Source organism: Flagellimonas lutimaris (genome assembly GCF_003581615.1).
Classification (GTDB): domain Bacteria; phylum Bacteroidota; class Bacteroidia; order Flavobacteriales; family Flavobacteriaceae; genus Flagellimonas; species Flagellimonas lutimaris.
In genome coordinates, this window is sequence record NZ_QXFH01000069.1 from 69,858 (window position 1) to 94,337 (window position 24,480).

Genomic DNA, 24,480 nt, shown 5'->3' on the forward strand with positions numbered 1-24,480 from the left:
TTTACTTCTGTTCTTTGTTTTTAAAACGTGTTACGGTCCAATCACTCAATAAATAGGCAAAACCAATAATGGAGGAAAATACGGCCATGGTCAGCGGTGCATATAATCTAATGTTTGCTCCATAGGTTCTCCGGTTCATAGCCTTGATGGCCTCTTCAGAATACTCGTTGAGGTCCACAAAGCCATTTCCATTCAAATCAAATTTACCGGCATAGTCCGAAATAAATTGCCATCGTATTTCAATATAAATTAAGAGGGCGGCATACATGGTGAAAACCAAAATGGCACTATTCCAAATCCCTTTTAGATAAGGGTTGCTCACTTTTTTTACCGTAAATCCAAAAAAGGCAATGGCAAAAATCCCCAATAATATGCCAATTTGATTGTAGTTCATGAGTGGACAAAGTTTGCGTTAGAATGTTTTCTTTACTTCTTCTGCACCTTTAATGACTTTTTCCTTAAGCCCTTCTTTATAAGAAATAATGTTGTCCATAATTTCACGATTGGAGCTTCCTATTATTTGTGCAGCGAGTATACCGGCATTTTTTGCACCGTTCAAAGCTACGGTGGCTACAGGAACCCCACCGGGCATTTGTAAAATGGACAATACTGAATCCCAACCATCAATGGAGTTGCTACTTTTTACCGGAACTCCGATAACGGGTAGGGGCGATAACGATGCCACCATGCCTGGTAGATGTGCTGCGCCACCTGCTCCTGCAATAATGGCGGAATAGCCATTGGTGTGGGCACTCTTGCTAAAGCTGAACAATTTTTCAGGTGTTCTGTGGGCGGAAACAATATCCACATCCACATCAACGCCCAATTCTTTCAATATATCAATGGCTTCTTGCATAACGGGAAGGTCGCTTGTACTTCCCATGATTACGGCTACTTTGCTCATATCTTATTTACTTATCACTTTAATGGTTTCTTTTACCTGCTGAGCCACTTCTCGGGCCCTGGCCATGTTTTCATCAACAATGGTTACGTGGCCCATTTTACGGAAAGGTCTTGTTTGTTTTTTACCGTAAATGTGCGGGGTAACCCCATCCATTCCCAGTATTTTTTCCATGTTTTCATAAACTACCTCACCAGTATGGCCTTCGGCACCCACCAAGTTAACCATTATTCCAGCCACTTTACTATCGGTTTTGCCAAGGGGCAAGCCTAAAATGGCGCGGATATGTTGCTCAAACTGGTTGGTATAGGCTGCTTCAATGCTGTAATGTCCACTATTGTGTGGTCTCGGGGCTGATTCGTTCACCAAAATTCTGTCGTCTTTGGTCTGGAACATTTCTACGGCCAGCAATCCTACATGTTTCATATGTTCTGAAACCTTCAAGGCAATTTCTTGGGCCTTTTTGGCCACGGTATCATCAATTCTTGCGGGGCAGATTACATATTCTACTTGATTGGCCTCCGGATGGAATTCCATCTCCACCACAGGATAGGTTTTTACTTCACCTTTGGTGTTCCGTGCTACAACTACCGCCAATTCATTTTTAAAATCAATCATTTTTTCCGCAATGCACTCCACATTGGGCAAGTCTTTGAGGTCCTCGATCTTGCGGACGACTTTGACGCCTTGACCATCGTAACCAAATTGAGCGCTCTTCCAAACAAAAGGTAGTGAAAGCCCTCCGTTACGTATACTATCTTTGATTTCGGAAGTATAGGCAAATCGTGTAAACGGTGCCGTTGGAATATCGTGATCGGTATAGAATAATTTCTGGACCCCTTTGTTTTGAATGGTCCGCAAAGTTTTTGTCGGGGGATATACTTGAACTCCCTCATGTTCCAATTTTTCAAGGGCATCCACGTTCACGTTTTCAATTTCGATTGTGAGCACGTCCACATCTTTTCCGAAATCATGAACGGTATCAAAATCCATCAAACTGCCTTGAACAAACTCGTTGCATGCTATTTTACAAGGCGCTTCCTCCGAAGCATCCATTACTTTGGTTTGGATATCCCATTTTCTGGTTTCGTAGAGCATCATTTTGCCCAATTGCCCACCACCTAAAATTCCTAACTTAAAATCGGAAGAGAAAAATTGCATTGATTTGTAAATTGAATTTGAACAAAAATACATGAAATCCACGAGGCTATAAAAGATGTGAGGGCTTAGCAGCTTTAAAAATATTATCTTTGCCAACCTGACCATAACTTGAACACATTGATTAAGCTCCACGACAAGATTTTTAAACCATATTTAAAGGAAGATGAAATCCTTGCGGCCATAGATAAAATGGCCAAGGAGATTGCTGAAGATTATAAGGATGAAACGCCTTTATTTGTTGGTGTGCTCAATGGAGCTTTTATGTTCGTGGCGGATTTTCTTAAAGCATACCAGCATCCGTGCGAAGTCTCTTTTGTGAGATTGAGCTCTTATCAAGGTTTGACTTCAACAGGGATTGTTGAGACGCTTTTGGATGTGCCAGAAGATATCGAGGGCAAGAGTGTCATTATTTTGGAAGATGTGGTGGATACCGGCCGCACCTTGAAGCAATTGGTGCATTTGTTCTCCAATACTAATGTAAAAGAATTTAAGATCGGAACACTTTTTTATAAATCCGATGTGTACAACGGTGAATACTCCATTGATTATGTAGGGCTGGAGATCCCCGACCATTTTATTGTGGGCTATGGGCTGGATTATAACGAGCTCGGCCGAAATCTTAGAGAAGTTTACGAATTAAATCAAACAGATATGATCAACCTAGTGCTTTTTGGAAAGCCAGGAGCAGGAAAAGGTACCCAAGCAGGGTTCCTAAAGGAAAAGTATAATTTGAAACACATTTCTACGGGAGATGTTTTCCGCTACAATATTAAAAATGGAACCGGACTTGGAAAGTTGGCCAAATCCTATATTGATAAAGGTGATTTGGTGCCCGATGAGGTAACTATTGACATGCTTAAGGCTGAGGTGGAAAAAAACCCAGATGCAGCAGGTTTTATTTTTGACGGATTTCCACGAACTGCGGCGCAAGCAGAAGCATTGGACAATTTCTTGGAATCCAAGGATATGAAGGTAAATGCTACCATTGCACTTGAAGCTGAAGATGATATTTTAGTGTCCCGTCTATTGGAAAGAGGTAAAAGTAGTGGCCGTTCCGATGATCAAGATGAAAGCAAGATTCGTAACCGTTTTGATGAGTACAATCAAAAAACAGCTCCTTTAAAAGCCTACTACGAAAAACAAGGAAAATTCCACTCCGTAAATGGAATCGGGGAGATTGAAGAGATTACCGAGCGTTTGAGCAAGGTGATCGACGCTCTATAATTGATTCCCGATACATACTTTTTTAAATTAGAATATGACCGAAGGCAATTTTGTTGATTACGTAAAAGTGCACATTTCTTCCGGAAACGGAGGTAAAGGTTCTGCGCATTTACGTCGCGAGAAATATGTGGCGAAAGGTGGTCCCGATGGTGGTGATGGTGGTCGCGGAGGTCATGTTATTGTGAAGGGGAACAAAAACTTATGGACGCTGGTCCATTTCAAATTTAAAAAGCACTTTAAGGCCGGTCACGGAGAGCACGGAAGTAAAAGCCGTAGCACAGGGGCCGATGGCGAGGATGTTTATATGGAAGTACCCTTGGGTACTGTGATTCGAGATACCGAAACCAATGAGATACTTTTTGAAATCACCGAAGATGGTGAAGAAAAAATTGTATTGGAAGGTGGAATGGGAGGTCTTGGAAACTGGCATTTTAAAAGTTCCACGAACCAAACCCCAAGGTATGCACAGCCGGGAATAAAGGGGCAAGAGGGACACCTGACCTTGGAGCTTAAGGTTTTGGCCGATGTGGGCCTTGTAGGTTTTCCAAATGCAGGAAAATCCACGTTGCTTTCGGTAATGACCTCGGCTAAGCCAAAAATTGCCAATTATGAGTTTACTACCCTAAAGCCCAATTTGGGCATAGTGGAATATCGGGACTTTCAAAGTTTTGTAATGGCCGATATTCCCGGGATTATTGAAGGTGCTGCGGAAGGCAAGGGATTGGGGCATTATTTTCTACGTCACATAGAACGAAATGCTACGCTCGTATTTTTGATTCCCGCCGATAGTAAGGATATCAGTCAGGAATATCAAATCCTGTTGGATGAGCTGAGACGATACAACCCAGAGCTGTTGGACAAGGCAAGACTTGTAGCTATCTCTAAATGTGATATGTTGGACCAAGAGCTTATAGAGGAAATGGATGCGGATATGAAAGAGGATTTTAAGGATGTCCCCTATACCTTTATATCATCGGTGAGCGGGTTGGGAATACAGCAACTTAAAGATAGACTTTGGCAGTTGTTGAACGAATAATGGGCATTCTCCTACCTACCTAATCAATATATTGATTAAATTTAGGTGAACCCAAATATCCATCATGCGCTATTTACTTTCCATAGTGTTGGTTTTTATCCTAACGTCTTGTAGTTCCGTCAAGGTAAATTATGACTACGATAAGGGGGTGGACTTTTCAAGTTACTCTACCTACAATTATTTTTCCGACATGGAATCTGGTTTAAATCAGTTGGATGAAAGACGTCTGCTTCGAGCTTTGGATTCAACGTTGAAATCTCGAGGTTACCGATTGGCCGAAGAACCAGAGCTCTTCATCAATATTATGAGTGATGAGTACAGAAGTGCTCCAAGAAATAATGTTGGTGTTGGCATTGGGGGTGGTGGACGTAATGTTGGTGGAGGCATTTCCGTAGGATTGCCCATAGGCGGTCCCAACTTGCAGCGCAGTATCCAATTTGATTTAGTCGATGCGCAGCGAGACGCCCTTGTTTGGCAAGCTGTGGCAGAGAGTGGGTTCCGCGAGAATGCATCACCCAGTGTAAAGGAAAATCAACTACGGGCTTTGGTGAAAAAGGTGTTTTCACAATTTCCGCCAAAAGCAAAATAAAGTTCAAAATCAGTCTATTAGGTTTTCTTGTTTAAAAAGAAACTGCTTTTACCGTTCGGTTGGGCCAAATTACCACTTGTCATAAATCACTTTATAAGACAAGTGTTGTCCATTACTTTAGCATAGGAATTAAAATCTAAAACCGAACAGTCATGATAGCACTAGCAAAATTCATCATTTCACTTTTAGTAAGTATTATTTTATAATCCGTTTAAACGAATAAAAAATTCATCAATATGAGAAAACTGAACACGAAACAAAAAGTAATATTTGCCATGGGTGTCCTTGGTGTTCTAATAGGAATCTACGGTAGATTCAATGCATGGGAATATATGGATTACTTTCCGTTTTTCTATACAGGTTCAACCATGATGTGGATTGTCTTTTTGCCACAAAAAAAATCTTGTTACAATCCCTTTAGGAGAAAAGAAGCCCAAAAATCTTAGTATAGTTTATACCGTTAAAGTTTAATGTAAATTTGGGCAATTCACGCTCAACATAATGGAGTTAAGTTCAAGGAAAAGAAATATTGCATTTTGGGTTCTTCAATTGCTTGGTTGGGGTTTTATCAACTCCATAGCAGCTTTGATACCTCAGAATATAAGTTTAGAGATGACCATTTTTTCGGTCATCGTTGGGATTTTTATAGGAGTATTTTCTACCTCCATATTACGTTGGTACCTTAAAAGAAACGTGCATTTTGATTCCTTTGGAGGCAAAGAGGTCATCAAAATTATTGTGTCCACATTGTTGGCTTCTTTGATATTCGGCCTTTTGAATGTCTTTTTTGGATACATCTATGTAAAGTTTGGCCCGGAACTCACCGAGGCTGAAATGCACATGTTCGAGGGGTACGACAAAATTATGGTTCAGGTGTTGAACTCTGTCTTCTTGGTCGGGGCATGGGTAATCACGTATTTGGTGATTAAATTGCTCTTGAAACTGAATCAGAATAGGATAGAGCGCTTGGAATTGAACACCACTCTTAAGCAGGCCCAGTTGAATACCTTAAAGGGGCAGATTAATCCACATTTTATGTTCAATAGCCTCAACAATATTCGTGGACTAATGCTGGAAGATGTGGATAAATCAAGAGAGATGCTCACTAAACTTTCTGAAATTATTCGATATTCCCTAACCAAAAACAACATCAACGACATTCCGGTTCATGAAGAATTGGAAGTGGTGGATAATTATATCGATTTGTCAAAGATTCAATTTGAAGATCGTCTTGAGTTTGTAAAGCAAGTAAGCGATGATACGTTGGATTTAAGAATACCTCCAATGGTGATTCAATTACTTATTGAAAACGCAGTAAAACATGGTATTTCCAACCTTAAAAATGGAGGACGAATTCTTTTGGCCATCTTCAAGAAGGATGATGACCTTTTTATCGAAGTGAAAAATACAGGAAAGCTGAAGATTTCCGAGGATTCTACGCAGTTGGGATTAAAAAATATTGAGCAAAGGCTAAAATTGTTGTATGCTGAGCGTGCATCCTTTAAATTGGAGGAAATATCCGATGAGGTGCTGGCACAAATAAAAATTCCCTTGGCATGAAAATTAGAGCGGTGATAGTTGAAGACTCCAGATTGGCGAGGAATGAGCTGAAAGAGCTCATCAAACTTCATGATGATTTGGAGCTGGTGGGTGAAGCTGGTAATGTGGACGACGGGGTTGAATTGATTCAATCGGAATCTCCTGATTTGTTATTGCTCGATATCAACATGCCCGAAAAGGATGGCTTTGACCTATTGGAAATGTTGGACGATGTCCCCATTACCGTTTTTACTACGGCGTACGATGAGTATGCTATAAAATCGTTCGAGTACAACGCATTGGACTACCTGCTTAAACCTGTAAGCAATAAACGCTTTGATATGGCCCTGGAAAAGGTGCGCTCCAAAATGGCGTCGAAGGGAGATGGCTCATCGACTGAAAAAAAATTAACGTACAGTAGTCAGATATTTATAAAGGATGGTGAATCCTGTTGGTTGGTTAAGATTGGTGATATTTCTTTGTTCGAAATCGTGGGTAATTATACCCGCGTATTTTTTGAGGACAAGAAACCTATGCTGTATAAATCGCTCAACCAAGTAGAGGGAAAGTTGCCCGAGGATTCTTTTTTTAGGGCCAATCGACAACAAATCATTAATACCAATTACATAGAAAACGTAGTGCCCTGGTTCAATGGGAAATTAAAGCTCACCATGAAAAATGGGGAAGAAGTTGAGGTTTCCCGCCGACAATCCTACATTTTTAAAGACCGTATGAGTTTATAAAAAAGAAAAGGTCTAAAAAGTAATTAAATCTGAGTCTTGTTAGGTTGAGCGCAGTCGAAACCTTCATACCATCAGAGACGACCAATACATTTTCGACTCCGCTCGAATTGACAGAAAGCTACCTTTTTTGGTCTATGCCCGCAATATGTCTTTGTACCTATCCTTGTATCCGATCAAGACCACAATGTTCAAAATAAGCATAGCTAAAGCTGGTCCTATGTTTGCAGCATCCAATGTGGCGTGAAATAAAACTGCGTTGACGGAAACACTCATCAAAATTAGCGCCAGCAAAGCGCCATACTTATTAAAGATAAAGGCGAGCCCGGCCAAAATCTCAACAATGGCTACAAGTTGAATTGTGCTTGTAGATGAAAGTGCGCCAAAGTATGTCATCGCTGGCTCCGACATTTCACCTCCCGCTGGGATAAAATTTAAAAACTTGTTTAGTCCAAATATTAGGACAAAAAGCCCTAAAAGGATACGAACCATCATAAAAATTTTTGAATTCATAAGGCATTATTTTAATGATTATACAATAAATGTATTCAAAAATTAAACATGTGGTAATTTTTTAAGTGTTTTAATTTATTGTGAATCAGTTTTTTAAAGAGATTTCAACAAGCCGCCATCAATCGGAATATTGGTCCCAGTTATGAAAGCTGCTTTGTCCGAAGCTAAAAACGTCACCAAATAACCATATTCTTTAGGGTCGCCAATACGTTTTACGGGTACTTGTTCTTCCATATTGGAGCGAACCTCGCTTGGGGAGATTCCCAGTTTTTCAGCTTTTTTTGAATTTAATTGAGCAATACGGTCCGTGTCAAAATAACCGGTTAGGGTACTGTTTACGGTTATGCCATCTTTGGCCACATCATAAGCCAAACTTTTGGCCCAGGTAACCACCGCAGCCCTTATGGTATTGGAGAGCGCCAAATAATTCAAGGGTTCCTTCACTGAAATAGAAGCGATATTAATAATTCGGCCCCATTTGTTTTCTTGCATATGTTTTAAGGCAAGCTCGGTAGTAAAAACAACAGATTTGAAAAGTAGGTCGAAAGCATTTTGATAGTCCTCCACATTTTTTTCCAATGCGCCACCACCTTCGGGCCCCTGGGTGTTATTCACCAAAATATCTACGGTATTGGAACTAAAAAACTCAGATATTTTTGCTTTGTAGGCATCAAAGTTGGTGAAATCAACGGTTAGATATTGGTGTTTTTGTCCTTGGGAGCTGTCCATTTCATCAGTCAGTTTTTTCAAACGTGTTTCGCTTCTGGCCATTATGGTCACATTGGCACCACTTTCGGCCAGTTGTCGTGCAATGGCCTCACCGATTCCTTTACTGCTGCCGCCAACCAGGGCGTTTTTTCCTTTTAGTGATATCTCCATGGATTAACGGTATTCGTCTCTAGTGGGACTAAAAATATCCATCAATTTACAAGGGGTCAAGGCCTTGCCACTATGTGGAGCATTGGATGGGATTATTACAACATCTCCCGGTTTATAGGTATCTTTTTTTCCGTTTAGTGTAAATTCAAAAGTGCCCTCCACTACATGCATTATCTGTTCGTGGTCGTGTTGGTGTTCAGGTACTTCGGCATCTTGATCCACATCCCAAAACACCCAGCTCATACGTTTGCCATGAACCAATTTTCCATGGTAGCCCGGCATTATTTCCTTTGGTTCGATTTCTGATAGATTCATTGTTTTCAAATTTAGCACCAAGATAGAAATTAATATAAAGCTTTGGGTTTGGAATGGTAACCGCTTTGGCTATTTTTGAACCCTAAAATTGAACTGATGCGGGTACATTTTATAGGTTTAGGAGAAGTCAATCTGTTTAATTTGGCTGCCGCTCTACATAAAAAAGGGGAAACTGTTACCGGTAGTGATGATGTATTTGATGAATCACTCAAGACAATGATGGAGCAACAGGGATTATTATCCGATGGCAAAGGGTGGTCTTCCAACAAAATCCATGCGCAATTGGATGCTGTGGTAGTAGGGTCAAAAGTAAAAAAAGATAATCCAGAGTTGATTAAGGCCCAAGAACTGGGTTTAAGCATCTTTTCCTTTCCAGAATTTCTGTACCAACAAACCCAATATAAAACTAGGGTTGTAGTCGCAGGTAGTCAGAACAGGGCCATGGTTACTTCAATGATTTTACATGTTTTGGAATACAATGATGTTGACGTAGATTATGCATTGGCAACTCCAAACGGAGTCCGGCTTACCAAGGAAAATGATTTTATTGTTATTGGGGGAGGAGACAATCCTTCATCTATGATCGATACAACCCCACAGTTTCAATTATATCAACCAAACATAGCTTTGTTGAGCGATATTGAGTTTACGGACAATGGAAATTATTCAAATATTGAAAGCTATACCGAACAATACAGTGTTTTTGTGGATAGTATTGTGAAGGGAGGTAGTATTACCTATAATGATGAGGACGCAGAAGTGAAGAAACTCGTGGAATCATCAGAAAATCCAATCAGAAAGTTCCCTTATGTGACTCCACAATACCAAGAAGCGGATGGAGAAGTGTTCTTGGATACACCCGATGGTGAATTGCCTTTGGAAATTTCAGGAGCCACAAGTTTAAGGAATATGGCAGGTGCCAAATGGATATGTCAGCAAATGGGTGTTGATGAGGTTGAGTTCTATGAGGCCATGGCCACTTACCAATAGCAGTTCAACTTTAAAGATTAGTAGCAGACAAAATGTAATTTTGTCAGTGAATTTTCAGGGAACGGTAATTGCTTGATAATATGGGTGAAACGTCTCCTATATTTTTGCTTCTTTAGACTCAAGCGATTGATTTCCGTTGCATTTTTGGCATTTATGTTGGGAATTTCCAATGTGTTTCTACAAGAAGATAGAATGATAAATGATTCTAGAAAGAATCTAGAACAGCATGAGGTAGAAGATGAAGATGATCAATTCTAATCCGAAGCATTAAACAAAATCAAACATTGAACTGCCTTAAATGATGGTCCAAATGCTTGTATTGCATTTGTCCCCACTGCTCGTGGGTAAAGGAGCCAAATGCAGGGTGAGGGTCCCAGGTTTTTCTATTTTTTTCTTTGTGAAAGTCATTGATTAAACCAATCAACACCTCTTTCTCGTCAACAAAATTTTTGTCCTCCACCACTTTCAGTGCTTTGGCAGTTGGTAAATTTTGCCGCCAAGGCTTATCGTTGTAAAGGCTTTTTTTAAACAGTTTGCCCATCAACTTCAACATTAAGTTGGGCTTATTGTTGGGATTGTATCTTCCTAGAGAAATTTTTATGGGATATTGACAATGGTGAAGCATTTGGGCTACCTTCATTTTCCCCCATTGACCTTCTGATGAATCAGAAAGTTTGTCGATGCGAGATAAAATCTCTTCATGGGCCTCAGTGTTGAAAAGGGATTTCATTTTGAAATGATTTATCATGAAAAATACATAAAATTATTCTCCTATCTTTAGCCCATGCAAGAAAAACTAGCTTCTTTTTCCATTAAAAACTGGGCCGATGATGACAGGCCCAAAGAGAAATTGGTGCAAAAGGGCAGTTTTGTACTATCAGATGCCGAGCTGATTGCCATTTTAATCGGTTCAGGAAGCCGTGATGAGAGTGCCGTGGAACTTTCCAAGCGCCTATTGGCCTCCGTTAACCATAATTTGAACGAACTTGGCAATCTCTCTGTCAACCAGTTGATGCGGTTCAAAGGAACTGGAGAGGCAAAGGCTGTAACCATTGCGGCTGCTCTGGAAATGGGCAGGCGCAGAAGGATGGAGGATACCTCAAAAATCATAAAAATAAAAAGTAGCCACGATGTTTTTGAATTGCTTTATCCTTTGATAGGTGAGCTACAGCAAGAAGAGTTTTGGATTGTTTATCTGAACAATTCCAATAAGGTGGTCCATAAGGCACAGTTGAGCAAAGGGGGTATTACAGGTACTTTAGTGGATGTTGGATTGGTGTTGAAACAAGCTTTGGAGTTAGGTGCCATAGGGATTATTCTTGCTCATAACCATCCCTCCGGAACATGGCAGCCAAGTACTGCCGATAAGCAAATAACCGAAAAATTGAATGTGGCTTCAGAAGCGTTGGATATCAAAATTCTGGACCATTTGATTTTGGCCCGTCATCAATATTTAAGTTTTGCGGATAAAGGAACACTCTAGCCTATGTTATTGATATTTACCCATAAGGTAACCAACCGACTAACTTACACTGCCAAACAGATTTTTGAGAAAATCTTGGGAGTGGAGATAGGTTTTACCACGAAGGTTGAGGATTTTATTAAACATAGTGGGCCAAAAATGACCTATTCCAAGCAACCCCTGCAGAACGAATTTTTTATTAGGAGCAACGACTTGTTGTTTGAGCAGGGCATCAACGATTTAGAGGTCAAAATTTCGGATTGGGATGGTATTCCCTGTTTTTTCTCATCAGGGGATAAAAGCACCATTCCTTTTGATATCTTTTCCGCAAGTTTTTTTCTATTGAGCCGGTACGAGGAGTATTTGCCACATGTAAAGGATAGTGTGGGGAGGTTTCCTGTAAAGGAAAGCATCGCCTATCAAAATAACTTTTTGGAACTTCCTGTGGTAGATCTTTGGGCCTACAAATTATTGGAAGCTTTAAAAGTACGTTTCCCAGATTTGGAAACTAAGGAGAAGAATTATCGTTTCACATCCATTATAAATGTAACCACCTCTCATGCCTATGCCATGCGAGGGATTGCAAGAACCATCGGTGGATTTTTGCTGGATTTGGGAAATTTTAAATTTCGAAATGTTTGGGAACGTTTTTCCGTAATGTTGCGGCTCAAAAAAGACCCGTATGATAATTTTTTTGAGCTGGTGGACATTCATAAAAAATTTCCTATCAAAACCATGTTCTTTTTTCAGTTTGCTAAGCACTCCGCCCATGATAAGAATATATCAACAAATAATAACAGGTTCCGTAATTTAATTAAATCCGTTGCTGATTACAGTGTGGTTTCTTTAAGTACTTCGTTTGTGTCCTCTTTGGACAAAAATGTGCTGCGGGAAGAAAAAAAGCAGCTTGGAAATCTCATTAATAGGCCTATAAATTATGCAAGGCTCAGGTACAACAAGGTTAATGTTCCTGCTACCTATAGAAACTTGGTGGAGACCGAGTTTACTGATGATTTTTCTATGGGATACACGCACGAAATTGGTTTTAGAGCGGGGACATGCACGCCATTTTATTTTTATGATATCAATACCGAAGTAAGGCAACCTATAAAAATACACCCTTTTGCCATGCACGATTACGCCTTGGTAAATTATAAAACCAAAGATGAGGTTTTTGAAAAAATGGATAGGGTATATCGTTTGGTAAAACAGGTAAAAGGAGACTTTATCTTGGTTTTTTCCAATGAACTCTTGGGCAGTAAGCAACAGTTGGACTGGATGGAGCTCTATCAATTTGTATTAAAACGCTACTATGTTTGATTGCAAAGTAACAGATATCTTTTTTGATCTTGACCACACGCTTTGGGACTTTGAAAAGAACTCGGCCCTAACGTTTGCCAAAATTTTGGAAAACCATAAACTACAGGTTGATTTGGACGATTTTTTAGAGGTTTATTCTCCTATAAATTTCCAGATGTGGGCTTTGTACCGTGAAAATGAAATTAGTAAGTCAGCACTAAGATACCAACGTTTAAAACAAACTTTTGATGCCCTGCATGTGTATGTTTCGGATGATGTGATTGACAGCTTGGCGCACGATTATATAGCTCATTTGTCTTCCTTCACCCATTTGTTGCCCAATACGGTTCAAACTTTGGAATACCTCTTTCCAAAATACAAATTGCATATCATAACCAATGGTTTTCAAGAAGTACAGGAAAGAAAGCTAAAAGGCAGTAGTATTCATCATTATTTCCAAAAAATTATCGATTCTGAAATGGCGGGGGTAAAGAAACCCGACCCTTATATTTTTGAACTGGCTTTGGACATGGCGCAAGTACGTCCACAAAACTCCTTAATGATTGGCGATAATCTCGAAGCCGATATATTGGGGGCGAAGGCTATGGGAATGCAAGTGTTGCATTATAATTTCCATAACGATTCCGAGCACGGCGTATGCACAATGATTAACGACCTTATTGAAATAAAAAACATTTTATAGAGTTATAAACAAAGCAGTATACCCTATCTGTTGACTATTGAAAATGTTTTTGGCTATGAAGCGATTACTGTATTCCGTTTTCTTTACAGCGGTTGTGCTATTTTTAACTACATCATGTACCGAAGAACAAGATTTTGGTCAGATTGATGACTTGCGAGTCACACCGACGTTGGCTTCCGGACTTTTTTATATGGAATCTGATGAGGCTACAATAAACGCGGCAGGAGCACTTAATTCTTTTTACTCCCAAGAAATCAATTTTGATGCTTTTAACGAACAATATGTGGCAGAGCGTCTTTTGGAGGGCGTGATTAGCTACGAAATGGATAATACCACCAGCAAAGAATTACGAATAATCATTGAATTTTTGGATGAAGCTGGACGACCATTGGATAGGGAAATCTTTACTATTGAAGCAGACCCTTCAGAAACCGTGGTTCGGGAGGTGTCCTACGGTCCTGGTGGCAAATCAATAGATATTTTAGCGAACACCTCCAGCCTTAGAGTCTTGGCCAACAATTTAGGTGATGGCACCAGTGTTTCTTCAGCAGAGGACCCTAAAATAATTTTGAGGTCCGGAGCAGAATTCCTATTTGAACTACAATGAAGTTAATGCTTAAACTTATACTGGCCATCCTATTTTGTAATGCAAGTATTTTTGCTCAGAATAAGGAGTTATTGTACGATTTTTATGAAATCCCGCAATCCTTGATGGTAAACCCAGGGGTGAAGACATCACAAAAATGGCATGCGGGAATCCCAGTAATATCTGGACTCTCATTTCAGGGAGCTACCAGTGGAGTTACCGTAAACGACCTTTTTGCTAATGATGGTGTTGATTTTACCACAAAAGTCCAAGAACGACTCCTTGATGTTATGGGAAACAAGGACGATTTTAGTTCTACAAGTCAAATAGAAGGATTTAACATTGGTTTTAGGGGTAGGAATAGGCCAGATGACTATTACTCCTTTGGAATGTATGGGGAAATGGATATTATTTCCTATTGGCCAAAGGATTTGGCTATTTTGGCTTTTGAAGGTAATGGGGGCAACAATATTGGGAGGAACTTTGATCTTGGGGACTTAAATCTTCGCGGGGAAATGATCAATGTATTTCATTTTGGCATCAATAGAAAAGTGAGTACAGCACTTACAATAGGTGCAAGGGCCAAAATATATTCGAGTATCTTTCAATTTCAGTCCATTAATAATTCAGGCTCATTTGTTACCACGCTCGGTCAAAACAATATCTATGAGAGCTCCATTAATGCCGATATGGAACTACAAACAGCAGGAGTTAAAGGGTTTTATGATATTATAGAGGAAGATAGCGGCACAACCCAAAAAGATGTGACAAGCCTGTTCACGGAACGTGTTTTATTGGGAGGAAACCTTGGGTTGGGTCTTGATGTTGGGTTCAGCTACGAACTAAATCCGCAAACTACTATAACAGGAAGTGTTTTAGATCTTGGTTTTATTAATAATTCCAAAGATATTTGGAACTATACCTTTAACGGAAGCACTACTACAGATGGAATTTCCGTGTTCCTGCCAGAGGATATTGATGATGTAAACAACGATTTATGGCAAGAGCTCATAGATGATATTGATGAAGCTCTACCGCATGGCGAAAATGAGTCAAGCTATATTTCTTGGCGACCTGTAAAGATGTATGGCTCCATTAAATATGATTTTGGCCAGGGCGGAGGCTCTGTTTCAGACAGTTGTGGGTGCGCTGTCAATGGTGGCAGTGGAGGAGGAAGTAATCGTGATTATTACAGAAACAGTCTGGGAGGGCAATTGTTTATGATGAAAAGGCCAAGAGGAGTGCAAGCTGCTTTAACCGGTTTTTACCAAAGGCGGTTTGGGAGGGTGTTGTCCATAAAAGGTACGTACACAGTCGATAAATATTCCTTTACAAATATTGGATTGGGTGCAAACGTTCAATTGGGCCCGGTGAATTTTTATGTTCTAGCGGATAACCTTTTAAGTTATTCTAATATTGCGGACAGTCATTATGCTTCTTTACAGTTCGGATTTAATATCATATCTTGGAACGGTAATTGATTATCCTTCTATATGAAATCTAAAATAGTGTACATATTACTGTTTGCAATGGGGTTTGGCGGAGCTGTTAACGCACAGTTGAACAACTATAAATATATTATTGTCCCAAAGAAGTTTGAGGATTTTAAATATATAAACCAATACCAGACCAGTACTTTGACCAAGTATTTTTTTGAGGAAAATGGATTTGAGGCTGTTTATGATGATGCCCTTCCTGAAGATCTGGCGAACAAAAGATGTTTAGGGCTTGTAGCCGATGTTATCGATGTTTCTTCAATGTTTACCACAAAGATTTACATTTCTCTGAAAGACTGCAACAATGTTGAGATATTTAGATCCGTTAAGGGTGTCAGCAAGATCAAAGCATATGACGAGTCGTACAGGGAAGCTTTACAAAGAGCATTTGTTTCCTTTTCGGGTATGAATTATGAATATGAGCCAATGGAAGAGGAGGATGTAAAAGAAGAAACGGTAACTGTAAGCTTTAAAGACGATGTAAAATCAGTGGAAAACGAGCCAAAAGAGCATGTGCTTGAGCAAAAAGCGACCACGGAAGAACAGGTGTATAAAAGCGTCGAGCCAAAAACGTCCACCATTGTTAAAGCTGCTGAAACCAAAACACTGATTACGCCGGTGCTAACAGGCCTTTTGTACGCCCAACCTACCGAGAATGGCTATCAACTAGTGGACAGCACCCCTAAAGTTGTGCTTAAACTGGAAGAAACGTCCATGGAAGATGTCTTTATGACTGATTTCGAGGGGAACAATGCGGTGGTTTTTAAAAAGGACGGCAAATGGGTGTTGGAGTATTCGGAGAACGGTACAAAAGTTCAGAAAGAACTTAATATCAAGTTTTAGAAATCATATTTGTTTTTCCATCTTTTCTTCAAAAAGTCTTTTATTGAATTTTCCCTGGGATTGTTTCCCGGTTTGTAAAAGCTAGTTCCAGTGATTTCATTTGGAAGAAATTCAAAATCCACAAAATTATTTTCGTGGTTATGGGCATAATCATACCCTTTGCCATACCCTAAATCCTTCATCAATTTGGTAGGTGCATTCCTGAGCGGTATAGGTACCGAAAGGTCTCCCGTTTGACGTACTTTTTGTTGTGCCTCGTTAATGGCCATGTAACTGGCATTGCTCTTTGGGGAACTTGCCAAATAGGTGGCGCATTGGCTCAAAATTATTCTTGCCTCGGGATATCCAATGGTAGTAACCGATTGGAATGTAGTATTGGCAAGTACCAATGCCGTTGGATTGGCATTTCCAATATCTTCGGAGGCCAAAATAATCATTCGTCGTGCGATAAATTTCACATCTTCCCCACCCTCGATCATACGGGCCAACCAATAAACAGCAGCATTGGGGTCACTTCCGCGTATACTCTTAATGAAAGCGGAAACAATGTCGTAGTGCTGCTCGCCGGTTTTATCGTAACGTACCGTGTTTTTCTGAACCTTGGTTTGAACTAAATCATTGGTTATGGTAATTTTGTCACCTGTTTCCGAGTTGATGATAAGCTCAAAAATATTGAGCAGTTTTCTGCCATCGCCACCGGATAGGCGCAACAAGGCTTCCGTCTCTTTTAATTCTATTTGTTTCTTGGAAAGGTTGGTGTCTGTTTTTATGGCACGTTCCAAAAGTGCAATAAGATCTTCTTTTCCAAAGGGGTTCAAGGTGTACACTTGGCATCTTGATAGAAGTGCAGGTATCACCTCAAAACTTGGGTTTTCGGTAGTGGCACCAATCAAAGTTACCCAGCCTTTTTCCACGGCGCCAAGTAACGAATCCTGTTGCGATTTGCTAAAGCGGTGAATCTCATCAATAAAAAGAATAGGGTTTTTGGAAGTGAACAGGCCTCCACTTTGTTTTGCCTTTTCGATTACTTCCCGAACGTCCTTGACTCCACTGCTAATGGCACTTAAGGTGTAAAATGGTCTCTGACTTTCGGTCGCTATTATATTGGCTAGAGTAGTTTTTCCGGTTCCAGGTGGTCCCCAGAAAATCAAGGAAGGAATCACGCCATTTTTGATTTGGGTGGTCAAAGCACCCTGCTTACCCACCAAATGTTGCTGACTTATGTAATCCTCCAAAGTTTTTGGACGTATGCGTTCTGCCAAAGGTTCGTTCATAGGTCAAAAATAAAATAAATTTGATGGTCTTTTGTTCTTGTAAAGGGAAAGGTTTACCAAGATAACCTGACAATTTGTATAAATTTAAGGCTATGGCCGGATGTTTGATTTTGTGAGATTATGAATTCAGATGGTTTTAAGTTTTCAAATGCAGTAGTGCTGGCGCCAATGGTGGCCGTATTATCCATTTGGATTGTGTTTTGGGTCGAGGTACAGTTTGGCATCAACCTGAACGATTATGGGGTTTATCCAAGAACGTTGTCTGGATTAAAAGGAGTGATTTTTAGCCCATTTATTCATGGTTCTATCAAACATTTGTACAATAATACCATTCCATTGGCTGTATTGACCGCCTTTCTATTCTATTTTTATCAAAGTGCAGCACTTCGGGTGTTGTTGTTCGGGACGCTAGCATCTGGCTTGCTCACATGGGCAATCGCAAGGCCATCTTTCCATATTGGTGCCAGTGGAGTAATTTATTTGCTCGCCAGTTTTATCTTTTTTAAAGGAATTTTGGCCAAGAATTATCGTTTGGTCGCGTTGTCGTTGGTTGTGGTGTTTATTTATGGCAGCATGATCTGGTATATATTTCCGGTAAAGGACGGCATTTCATGGGAAGGTCACCTTGCAGGATTTGTAACAGGGCTTGTACTTGCTTTTGTGACAAGGGTTCGTGTTGCTGAAGTTCGAAAATACGACTGGGAACGAGAAGACTTCAACGAGGAGGATGACCCTTTTCTAAAACATTTTGATGAGCACGGTAATTTTATCGAAATGGCCCCTGAGGAAACCCAGCAAAAAATTGAAATCAAATATCATTATAAGGAATCCTCCGATGAGGATTGATTTCTAACGGCTTCTTTGTCTCACCACTTCATAAAGGAAAACGCCACAGGCCACGGAAACATTTAAGGAACCGATTTTGCCCATAAGCGGTAATTTAGCTTGGTGGTCAATACTGCTGAGGGTAGAAGGGGAGATCCCTTTTTCCTCGGACCCCATAATTATGGCCGTAGGTTGATTAAAATCCACTTCGTAAATGTCATTTTCCGCTTTTTCAGTTGCACCAGTTATTACTATTCCTGAGGATTGAAGGTAGAAAACAGCGTCTTTCAAATGATCTACCTTGGCAATGGGTACATTAAAAGCCGCACCTGCAGACGTTTTTACGGTATCTTCCGTAATGGGAGCGGCCCCATTTTTCGGGATGATGATTCCGTGCACGCCGGAACATTCGGCAGTACGGATGATGGCGCCAAAATTTCTTACATCGGAAACTCCGTCCAGTAACAGAAACAACGGATGTTCTTCCTTGGAGAGTACTTTTTCCACCAATTCTTCAAAGTTGTGGAATTCTACCGGCGATATTTGTGCTACCACACCTTGGTGGTTGTTTCGGGTAAAGCGGTTAAGCTTTTCTATGGGAACGTAAGATAGGCTGATACCATTTTTACGTGCAGAAGATTCCAGTTCTTTGTGAAGCTCCCCTTTAAGCCCTTTTTGTATAAATATCTTGTTGATGGGCTGGTTGGCATTTATGGCCTCTATAACGGCCCTTAAGCCATAAATGATGTTTTCGTTTTTCATGTCGCAAATTTAGACATAAAAAAAGCACTCTTTGTGAGTGCTTTTCAAATTTTTCAGTTAAGAACTTAATGTTGTTCAAGCCATTTTAGAACAGCAATTACATCTGCTTCGTCTTTAACCTTTATTTTCTTTTCTTTTAAATAGGTCTTTACGGTTTTCTGCTTATCAGCAGGTAACAATTTTAATAACTTCCTGTTGTTAATTACCAATTCGTCAATTCTATCACGTCCCGGAACTTCCAAATAATATTCTGTGAATTGAGAGAATCTTGGAGGAATAGCTTTAACAAAAGAGTTTTGCGCTTTCTGCCCCTCGGTAAACTTTACATCAACACGTTTGTAAAATTTGTATTCACCATCAGATAGTAATGTTAAATAACCGTTTTGTGTTAAACCGGAGTTATCAATGAAGGTTTTAAAGCTAAAAAGTTTACCATCCAAACTCCTTATATTGATACTCTTATCTCTTCTTAATCCACTTACAGGGGAACTTGGTGTGTTATCGCTTTTTATTTCAATTTCTTCCATATAGGCATTGTACCGGAAAAAAATGTCAGATTCAAAATCATCTTTATAATAAAGCTTACCGGGTATAAAATTATCAGAAGTATAGGCAGAACCCTGTATGTCCAAATCTTTTTCTTTTCTTTTTTTATCTGCTGAACTGACATCTCCCAACAAGTACGAAATAGCTGCGCTATTACTGGAAGTGCCAGAAACTTGACTTGCATTGACAGTTCCAAAAGTTTGCCCAATTGCACTTGACATGCAAGCAAAGGCTAAATAAGTAAAAATGTATTTTCTCATGTGTATTTGATAATTTAGAGAAATCTATAAATAATGTTTATAATATATAATATGCAAACGTTAAATATTGTTAAATTTTGTAAAAATTATTATTTGTAACGCCTTCATATCAATTATTTAAAGAGTTGATAATTAAACTACTATTATTGGTGGCAGTTAATAATAATTCTTTGTTGATAGCACTTTTTAACCAAACTAAATCTTTAGCATTACCTGTGAGATAAAGCCCGGATTCACTTCTATTCATTGTTTTATAGCCATCTTTTTGATTCGAGATCAACACAACGCCTGAAACAAAATCTAACCGAGGAGTTTCAACTTCGGTTTGGTAAATGTTACCTGCGAGAATACAGTCTTCAAAACCATCGCCATTTAAATCTTTAAATACGGTTGCTAAAACGGGAAAAGATTGTGCTTCCGTCGGTAATTCTTTTAATACAAAATCACCGTTTCCTTTGTTCAAAAGTAAAATAGAATTAAAATTAGTTACTTCATTTTCGTAGGCAGTGTCCAATTTTTCACCATAAACATCAACTAGTTTTGCATTGGCAAATTCGTCAAAGGTTTCGAACTTTTCTTTTATAAAGGGCATCTGTTGAGAGGAGCATTCTCTGCCTCTGACAGGTACAAATTCCCCCTTGTATTTTTTACTTAAAACGATATCCGGTGTGCCATTATCATCAAAATCATTGGCATAAATTTTGAACGGTTTCTCTTTACTTGCATGGAACTTTAAGTTCTGCCCAACATTCCCAACCAAGTAATCGGGCATGCCATCATTATTTACATCGGTTTCTTTTACCGTGTACCACCAACCTTTTTCGTTATCAAAGGTATAGTCTTCTAAAAGCGAAAAGGTTCCTCCTTCGTTTTTAAAAAAACCAATATTGGTCCATTCTCCAACGGCTATCAAGTCTTCTTTGTCATCACCATTAAAGTCAGTAATTAAGATATCATTGACCATTCCGAAATTTTCAAGGTCCGGAATGATTTCTGAGGTAACATCTTTTAGTGTTCCTGCATTATTTTGATAGACTATGGAGGGTGAAAAACGAGGGTAATTTTGAGGTTTAATTCTATTGCCAACAATTATATCTAAGTAACCATCTTGGTTGAAATCTAAACTAGCGATTGTTTTTCCTGATTTTGGAAAACTATTTAAGGCTTCTTGTTGGTTTCTTGTAAAATTACCTTTCCCATCATTTAAGTACAATCTATCTGTGTAAAGCGATGAATGCTCCAAAAATTCATTACCACCACTAACTATGAACAAATCCAGATCTCCATCATTTTCAATATCTATAAATAATGCCGCGGTATCTTCGTAAATCTTATCGTTTAAAAATACTGGAGTTTTCTTTTCGGTAAATTTTCCTTGTTGGGATTGGACAAATAAAGTAGTTGGCTGATCCGAAGCGCCACCTAAAAGAATGTCGATATAACCGTCATTGTTAACATCAGCTTTTTCTATAAAAGGCCCTTGTGTAGATTGTTTGTACGGAAGTAGAATTTCTTTTTCAAAGTCATCGTAAATATTTTCCTTGTGAGAATGGCCTAAACCAATTTCTTCTGGATCTATCCCCTTAAATAAGGCTGGTGTTCTGTAATCCGGAACGGATAAATTATTGGCATCGGATTGATTTACCACAAGCTTTTTATTGACATCGACATCATAGGAGATGTGATGCTTGCCATTTGGCCAAGAAATGTAAACAGAATCTACTTTTGAGATATTTCCCAGACCAAAATGAGCTATATTTTGGTGAGAAGAACGATAACCACGAACTGTTCTCGATTCAACCATTTGCGAAGTAGTTCCGTCATAAAAGATTTCAATTTTCGGATAGGCTTCACTCAATTTACTTTTTGCGTCTACAATTAGAAAATTACCTTTTTTATTATCTGCAGCGGTGTTTTTGTATAGAAAAGCAACTTCGTCCATATTATTTACCACGGCATCTAAATCGCCATCGTTATCAAAGTCCGCAATTGCAGCACCATTGCTAAACGAAAAATCTGCCAACCCCCAATCTTTAGCTTTATCTTCAAAGTTTAAACCACCGTTGTTTTCAAACAAGATATTTGGAAGTTTTTCTGACGGCATTGATTCATACAAACGCCTTTTGATTGATAGGGGTACATTGCCTTTATACTTTACTTTGGCTTTGTAGACTTCTTGTTGAAGGTCGTTGTCCAGGGCATATCTGCGATACCCATTGGTTACAAAAATATCTTTATCAGAATCCAGGTCATAATCAGCCATAAGAACGGACCAGCTCCAATCGGTATTGGCTAAATGACTTTGTTGCACAACATTTGAAAATGTATTGTTCCCCAAATTTAATTGAAGCGAATTGTACATATATTGGTAGTGAAAACCTGCTTTATTGGTTAAGTAATCGAACCTAGCGGTATTCATGGATGCCATTAAAGTTTTTGACCTTACATGATCGTCGGCAGCCATATCTAAAACAAAGATATCCTGTAGTCCATCGTTGTTGATATCTGCAACATCCATACCCATACCGTAATATGATATTTGTTGGGTATAGGATTTTATCTGGTCCGAAAATGTACCGTTCCCGTTATTGATGAAAAGTGCATCGGGTATATAATAATCACTGGCCACATAAAAATCCAAAAGATTGTCGTTATTAATGTCGGTCACCGTGATACCAAGGCCAAAAAAGGGACGTTCTAATCCAGCTTCTTTGGTAATATCTTTAAATTTCCCGTTATCATTTTCGTAAAAATGACAACTATTGAAATATTTGGCTTCTTCACTTTCAGCAACTAGTTTAAATAGGTTGATTGGGTCAACACCATAAAACTCATTCTCGTTCATGACAAAGCAGTCAAGGTCATTGTCATTATCAAAATCAAAAAACACGGTTTGGGTACTTATTCCTTGGTCGGCCAAACCAAATTCTTCAGCTTGTTCAAGGAATGTTCCATTTTTTTGATTTATGTAAAGGAGATTACTACGTTTTTCTCTTTGATAGGGGCCACCTTGAGAAACATAAATGTCCTGCCAACCATCATTATTGATATCAACAATACTCACACCATTACTCCAGTTTTTATTGGTATTGATATTTGCAGCGTTTGAGACGTCTTCAAACTTGAAATCTCCAAGATTTTTATAGAGCTTATTTTCAACTTGATTCCCGCAGAAGAAAATATCTTGGAGCCCATCGTTGTTGAAGTCTATAATTCCAACACCAGCACCATTATAAAAATAGTCGTAATTAAAAAGATTTTCTTTGGTCTCTATATTTTCTTGTATGGTGTTTTGGAATTGGATACCACTGAACTCAGTATCAATTTTTTCGAAAATAGGTTGATTTAATGTGACATTTGAATCATTGCTTTTTTCGTCTTCACATGCGGATGTGAGAATACAAACCAATGATAGTATCGTTGTTCCTTTTAAGAAATTCATAATTAACGGAGGAATATTAATTATTATTTTTTAACCGTGATATTGTAAAAAAAGGGGTTGCATTGCAACCCCTTTACTTTATTTTCGACAATTAATGGTTAATTATCGATTAAGATGAACTAATCCTTATTTGTGATTAGTCTGCGCAATAGTCTATTTCAATAAGACCAGCATCGGTACCAGCAGGTACGTCTGCAACTAAGTTACCTGCAGGTGTATAAATTTGAAAGGACATCTCATCCCAAAAATCACCTTGGAAATCAATTGTGGCTGCCGCCGTTTGACCAGGTGGAACGTCAAATGTTGCAGTTCCTTCACTAGCACCAGGGGTACATCCAAATCCAAAATCATCATAATCTGAGCAAAGTCCTATTTCATAAACAGTGCCATCGCTTAATGTAATGATGATACCAGGACCACCTCCGTCTGCATTTGTTGGCTGCCAACCGTCTCCGAATGCATCTTGCATTTCTACGGTCCATTCTCCTGCTTGGGTTGGTTTAGGTCCACATACCAAAACAGAGGTATACTCAAAAGGAGAGTTAAAGTAAGAACCAGTCAAAGTACCTGAGTTGTCGGCAGCAGAATAAACTGCTCCATCGGTTCTTACAATTTCAAATCGGATAGTGAATGCATCACCACCGAAGATTTCTTCACCTGTTAAACCTAAAGCGGACTGCATTTCATCGGCAGTTGCTGTATACGTAAACCTTGGCAATCCAGTTGGTCCGATCGTTCCATCACTTAAAGAATATGACTGAACAAGGATCTCGGTATCGCCAATGGTTGAACTACCTTTATCAGAGGTATTGTCACTATAACCTAAATATACATCAAGAGATTGGAGTAATTCTCCATTTTCCTGGTCTTGAACTTCGACAGTGGCACCAAACCCTCCACTTAACAGAGTGCTGGTTGGAACGTCATAATCAATTGTATTCTCGGTTATTTCAATGGTTCTAAGTATAGACCCTCTAGTTTCTGCTTCAACTATTTGGTCAATTACTTTGTCGCTATCTTCACAAGCTGCGAACAGTATTCCTACCATACCAGCTAAAAAGACTTTATTTATAAAATTAATTTTCTTCATTTTTC

General features: G+C 39.2%; 27 protein-coding genes. 15 read left to right on the forward strand and 12 right to left on the reverse strand.

Annotation, left to right across the window (positions count from 1 at the left end; all coding sequences use genetic code 11):
* Position 1: 1 nt before the first annotated feature.
* The 3 genes from D2V08_RS03705 to D2V08_RS03715 are packed head-to-tail and all read right to left on the reverse strand — an operon-like array spanning position 2 to position 2,062.
* The gene (locus tag D2V08_RS03705) at positions 2–394 is read right to left on the reverse strand and encodes a hypothetical protein (protein WP_119606751.1); all 393 of its coding nucleotides are present in this window, start codon (positions 392–394) and stop codon (positions 2–4) included.
* 18 nt (positions 395–412) lie between these two features.
* Positions 413–904 carry a 5-(carboxyamino)imidazole ribonucleotide mutase gene (purE, locus tag D2V08_RS03710; protein WP_119606752.1) on the reverse strand — a complete coding sequence of 164 codons (492 nt, stop codon included), beginning with the start codon at positions 902–904 and terminating at the stop codon, positions 413–415.
* 3 nt (positions 905–907) lie between these two features.
* Positions 908–2,062, reverse strand: coding sequence for a 5-(carboxyamino)imidazole ribonucleotide synthase (locus D2V08_RS03715; protein WP_119606753.1), 1,155 nt, complete (start codon positions 2,060–2,062; stop codon positions 908–910).
* 117 nt (positions 2,063–2,179) lie between these two features.
* Between D2V08_RS03715 and D2V08_RS03720 the strand changes: the two genes are divergently transcribed.
* From D2V08_RS03720 to D2V08_RS03745, 6 genes are all read left to right on the forward strand, one after another.
* Entirely contained in the window at positions 2,180–3,286 is a 1,107-nt protein-coding gene (locus D2V08_RS03720; RefSeq protein ID WP_119606874.1) for an adenylate kinase, read from the forward strand.
* A gap of 34 nt (positions 3,287–3,320) precedes the next feature.
* Complete coding sequence (obgE, locus tag D2V08_RS03725) at positions 3,321–4,322, forward strand: GTPase ObgE (RefSeq protein ID WP_119606754.1); 1,002 nt, start codon at positions 3,321–3,323, stop codon at positions 4,320–4,322.
* A 64-nt stretch (positions 4,323–4,386) separates the two neighbouring features.
* On the forward strand, positions 4,387–4,911 hold the full coding sequence (locus D2V08_RS03730; RefSeq protein ID WP_119606755.1) for a DUF4136 domain-containing protein: 525 nt from the start codon (positions 4,387–4,389) through the stop codon (positions 4,909–4,911).
* 236 nt (positions 4,912–5,147) lie between these two features.
* Positions 5,148–5,357 (forward strand): hypothetical protein, encoded by a 210-nt coding sequence (locus D2V08_RS03735; protein WP_119606756.1) that lies wholly within the window; start codon positions 5,148–5,150, stop codon positions 5,355–5,357.
* A gap of 55 nt (positions 5,358–5,412) precedes the next feature.
* Positions 5,413–6,471 (forward strand): sensor histidine kinase, encoded by a 1,059-nt coding sequence (locus tag D2V08_RS03740; RefSeq protein ID WP_119606757.1) that lies wholly within the window; start codon positions 5,413–5,415, stop codon positions 6,469–6,471.
* Complete coding sequence (locus D2V08_RS03745) at positions 6,468–7,193, forward strand: LytR/AlgR family response regulator transcription factor (RefSeq protein ID WP_119606758.1); 726 nt, start codon at positions 6,468–6,470, stop codon at positions 7,191–7,193. Before D2V08_RS03740 ends, D2V08_RS03745 begins: the two co-directional genes overlap by 4 nt.
* Before the next feature lie 132 nt (positions 7,194–7,325).
* Here D2V08_RS03745 and D2V08_RS03750 read toward each other — a convergent pair whose 3' ends face one another.
* The 3 genes from D2V08_RS03750 to D2V08_RS03760 form a co-directional block, all read right to left on the reverse strand.
* Positions 7,326–7,703 carry a DoxX family membrane protein gene (locus tag D2V08_RS03750; RefSeq protein ID WP_119606759.1) on the reverse strand — a complete coding sequence of 126 codons (378 nt, stop codon included), beginning with the start codon at positions 7,701–7,703 and terminating at the stop codon, positions 7,326–7,328.
* A 93-nt stretch (positions 7,704–7,796) separates the two neighbouring features.
* Positions 7,797–8,582 (reverse strand): SDR family oxidoreductase, encoded by a 786-nt coding sequence (locus tag D2V08_RS03755; protein WP_119606760.1) that lies wholly within the window; start codon positions 8,580–8,582, stop codon positions 7,797–7,799.
* A 3-nt stretch (positions 8,583–8,585) separates the two neighbouring features.
* The gene (locus D2V08_RS03760) at positions 8,586–8,897 is read right to left on the reverse strand and encodes a cupin domain-containing protein (protein WP_119606761.1); all 312 of its coding nucleotides are present in this window, start codon (positions 8,895–8,897) and stop codon (positions 8,586–8,588) included.
* A 96-nt stretch (positions 8,898–8,993) separates the two neighbouring features.
* Between D2V08_RS03760 and D2V08_RS03765 the strand changes: the two genes are divergently transcribed.
* Positions 8,994–9,887, forward strand: a complete 894-nt coding sequence (locus tag D2V08_RS03765) for a Mur ligase domain-containing protein (protein WP_119606762.1) — start codon at positions 8,994–8,996, stop codon at positions 9,885–9,887.
* Positions 9,888–10,013: 126 nt separating this feature from the next.
* Positions 10,014–10,145: a hypothetical protein gene (locus D2V08_RS17640; RefSeq protein WP_262696692.1), complete on the forward strand. Its 132-nt coding sequence runs from the start codon at positions 10,014–10,016 to the stop codon at positions 10,143–10,145.
* A gap of 19 nt (positions 10,146–10,164) precedes the next feature.
* On the opposite strand, the gene D2V08_RS03770 is transcribed toward D2V08_RS17640, so the two are convergent.
* Positions 10,165–10,617, reverse strand: coding sequence for a DUF1569 domain-containing protein (locus D2V08_RS03770; RefSeq protein ID WP_119606763.1), 453 nt, complete (start codon positions 10,615–10,617; stop codon positions 10,165–10,167).
* A 54-nt stretch (positions 10,618–10,671) separates the two neighbouring features.
* On the opposite strand from D2V08_RS03770, the gene radC reads away from it, so the two are divergent.
* The 6 genes from radC to D2V08_RS03800 are packed head-to-tail and all read left to right on the forward strand — an operon-like array spanning position 10,672 to position 16,276.
* Positions 10,672–11,370, forward strand: a complete 699-nt coding sequence (gene radC, locus D2V08_RS03775) for a RadC family protein (RefSeq protein ID WP_119606764.1) — start codon at positions 10,672–10,674, stop codon at positions 11,368–11,370.
* 3 nt (positions 11,371–11,373) lie between these two features.
* A complete protein-coding gene (locus D2V08_RS03780; RefSeq protein WP_119606765.1) occupies positions 11,374–12,669 on the forward strand; it encodes a polysaccharide deacetylase family protein in 1,296 nt (431 codons plus the stop codon).
* On the forward strand, positions 12,662–13,351 hold the full coding sequence (locus tag D2V08_RS03785; RefSeq protein ID WP_119606766.1) for a YjjG family noncanonical pyrimidine nucleotidase: 690 nt from the start codon (positions 12,662–12,664) through the stop codon (positions 13,349–13,351). Before D2V08_RS03780 ends, D2V08_RS03785 begins: the two co-directional genes overlap by 8 nt.
* 55 nt (positions 13,352–13,406) lie before the next feature.
* Positions 13,407–13,958 (forward strand): hypothetical protein, encoded by a 552-nt coding sequence (locus D2V08_RS03790; protein ID WP_119606875.1) that lies wholly within the window; start codon positions 13,407–13,409, stop codon positions 13,956–13,958.
* Between the two features lie 5 nt (positions 13,959–13,963).
* Positions 13,964–15,418: a DUF5723 family protein gene (locus D2V08_RS03795; protein WP_313790098.1), complete on the forward strand. Its 1,455-nt coding sequence runs from the start codon at positions 13,964–13,966 to the stop codon at positions 15,416–15,418.
* 12 nt (positions 15,419–15,430) lie between these two features.
* A complete protein-coding gene (locus D2V08_RS03800; protein WP_119606768.1) occupies positions 15,431–16,276 on the forward strand; it encodes a hypothetical protein in 846 nt (281 codons plus the stop codon).
* Here D2V08_RS03800 and D2V08_RS03805 read toward each other — a convergent pair.
* Positions 16,273–17,550 (reverse strand): replication-associated recombination protein A, encoded by a 1,278-nt coding sequence (locus D2V08_RS03805; RefSeq protein ID WP_119606769.1) that lies wholly within the window; start codon positions 17,548–17,550, stop codon positions 16,273–16,275. The two genes, D2V08_RS03800 and D2V08_RS03805, sit on opposite strands and share 4 nt — an antisense overlap.
* Positions 17,551–17,670: 120 nt before the next feature.
* Here D2V08_RS03805 and D2V08_RS03810 point away from each other — a divergent pair, with 120 nt between their 5' ends.
* A complete protein-coding gene (locus D2V08_RS03810; protein WP_119606770.1) occupies positions 17,671–18,396 on the forward strand; it encodes a rhomboid family intramembrane serine protease in 726 nt (241 codons plus the stop codon).
* Positions 18,397–18,399: 3 nt separating this feature from the next.
* Here the strand turns inward: D2V08_RS03810 and rlmB are convergent, their stop codons facing one another.
* The 4 genes from rlmB to D2V08_RS03830 form a co-directional block, all read right to left on the reverse strand.
* Positions 18,400–19,137 (reverse strand): 23S rRNA (guanosine(2251)-2'-O)-methyltransferase RlmB, encoded by a 738-nt coding sequence (gene rlmB / locus D2V08_RS03815; RefSeq protein ID WP_119606771.1) that lies wholly within the window; start codon positions 19,135–19,137, stop codon positions 18,400–18,402.
* Positions 19,138–19,202: 65 nt separating this feature from the next.
* Positions 19,203–19,943: a hypothetical protein gene (locus D2V08_RS03820; RefSeq protein ID WP_119606772.1), complete on the reverse strand. Its 741-nt coding sequence runs from the start codon at positions 19,941–19,943 to the stop codon at positions 19,203–19,205.
* 109 nt (positions 19,944–20,052) lie between these two features.
* The gene (locus D2V08_RS03825; protein ID WP_119606773.1) at positions 20,053–23,385 is read right to left on the reverse strand and encodes a VCBS repeat-containing protein; all 3,333 of its coding nucleotides are present in this window, start codon (positions 23,383–23,385) and stop codon (positions 20,053–20,055) included.
* A gap of 136 nt (positions 23,386–23,521) precedes the next feature.
* Complete coding sequence (locus D2V08_RS03830) at positions 23,522–24,433, reverse strand: hypothetical protein (RefSeq protein ID WP_147374065.1); 912 nt, start codon at positions 24,431–24,433, stop codon at positions 23,522–23,524.
* Positions 24,434–24,480: the final 47 nt, after the last annotated feature.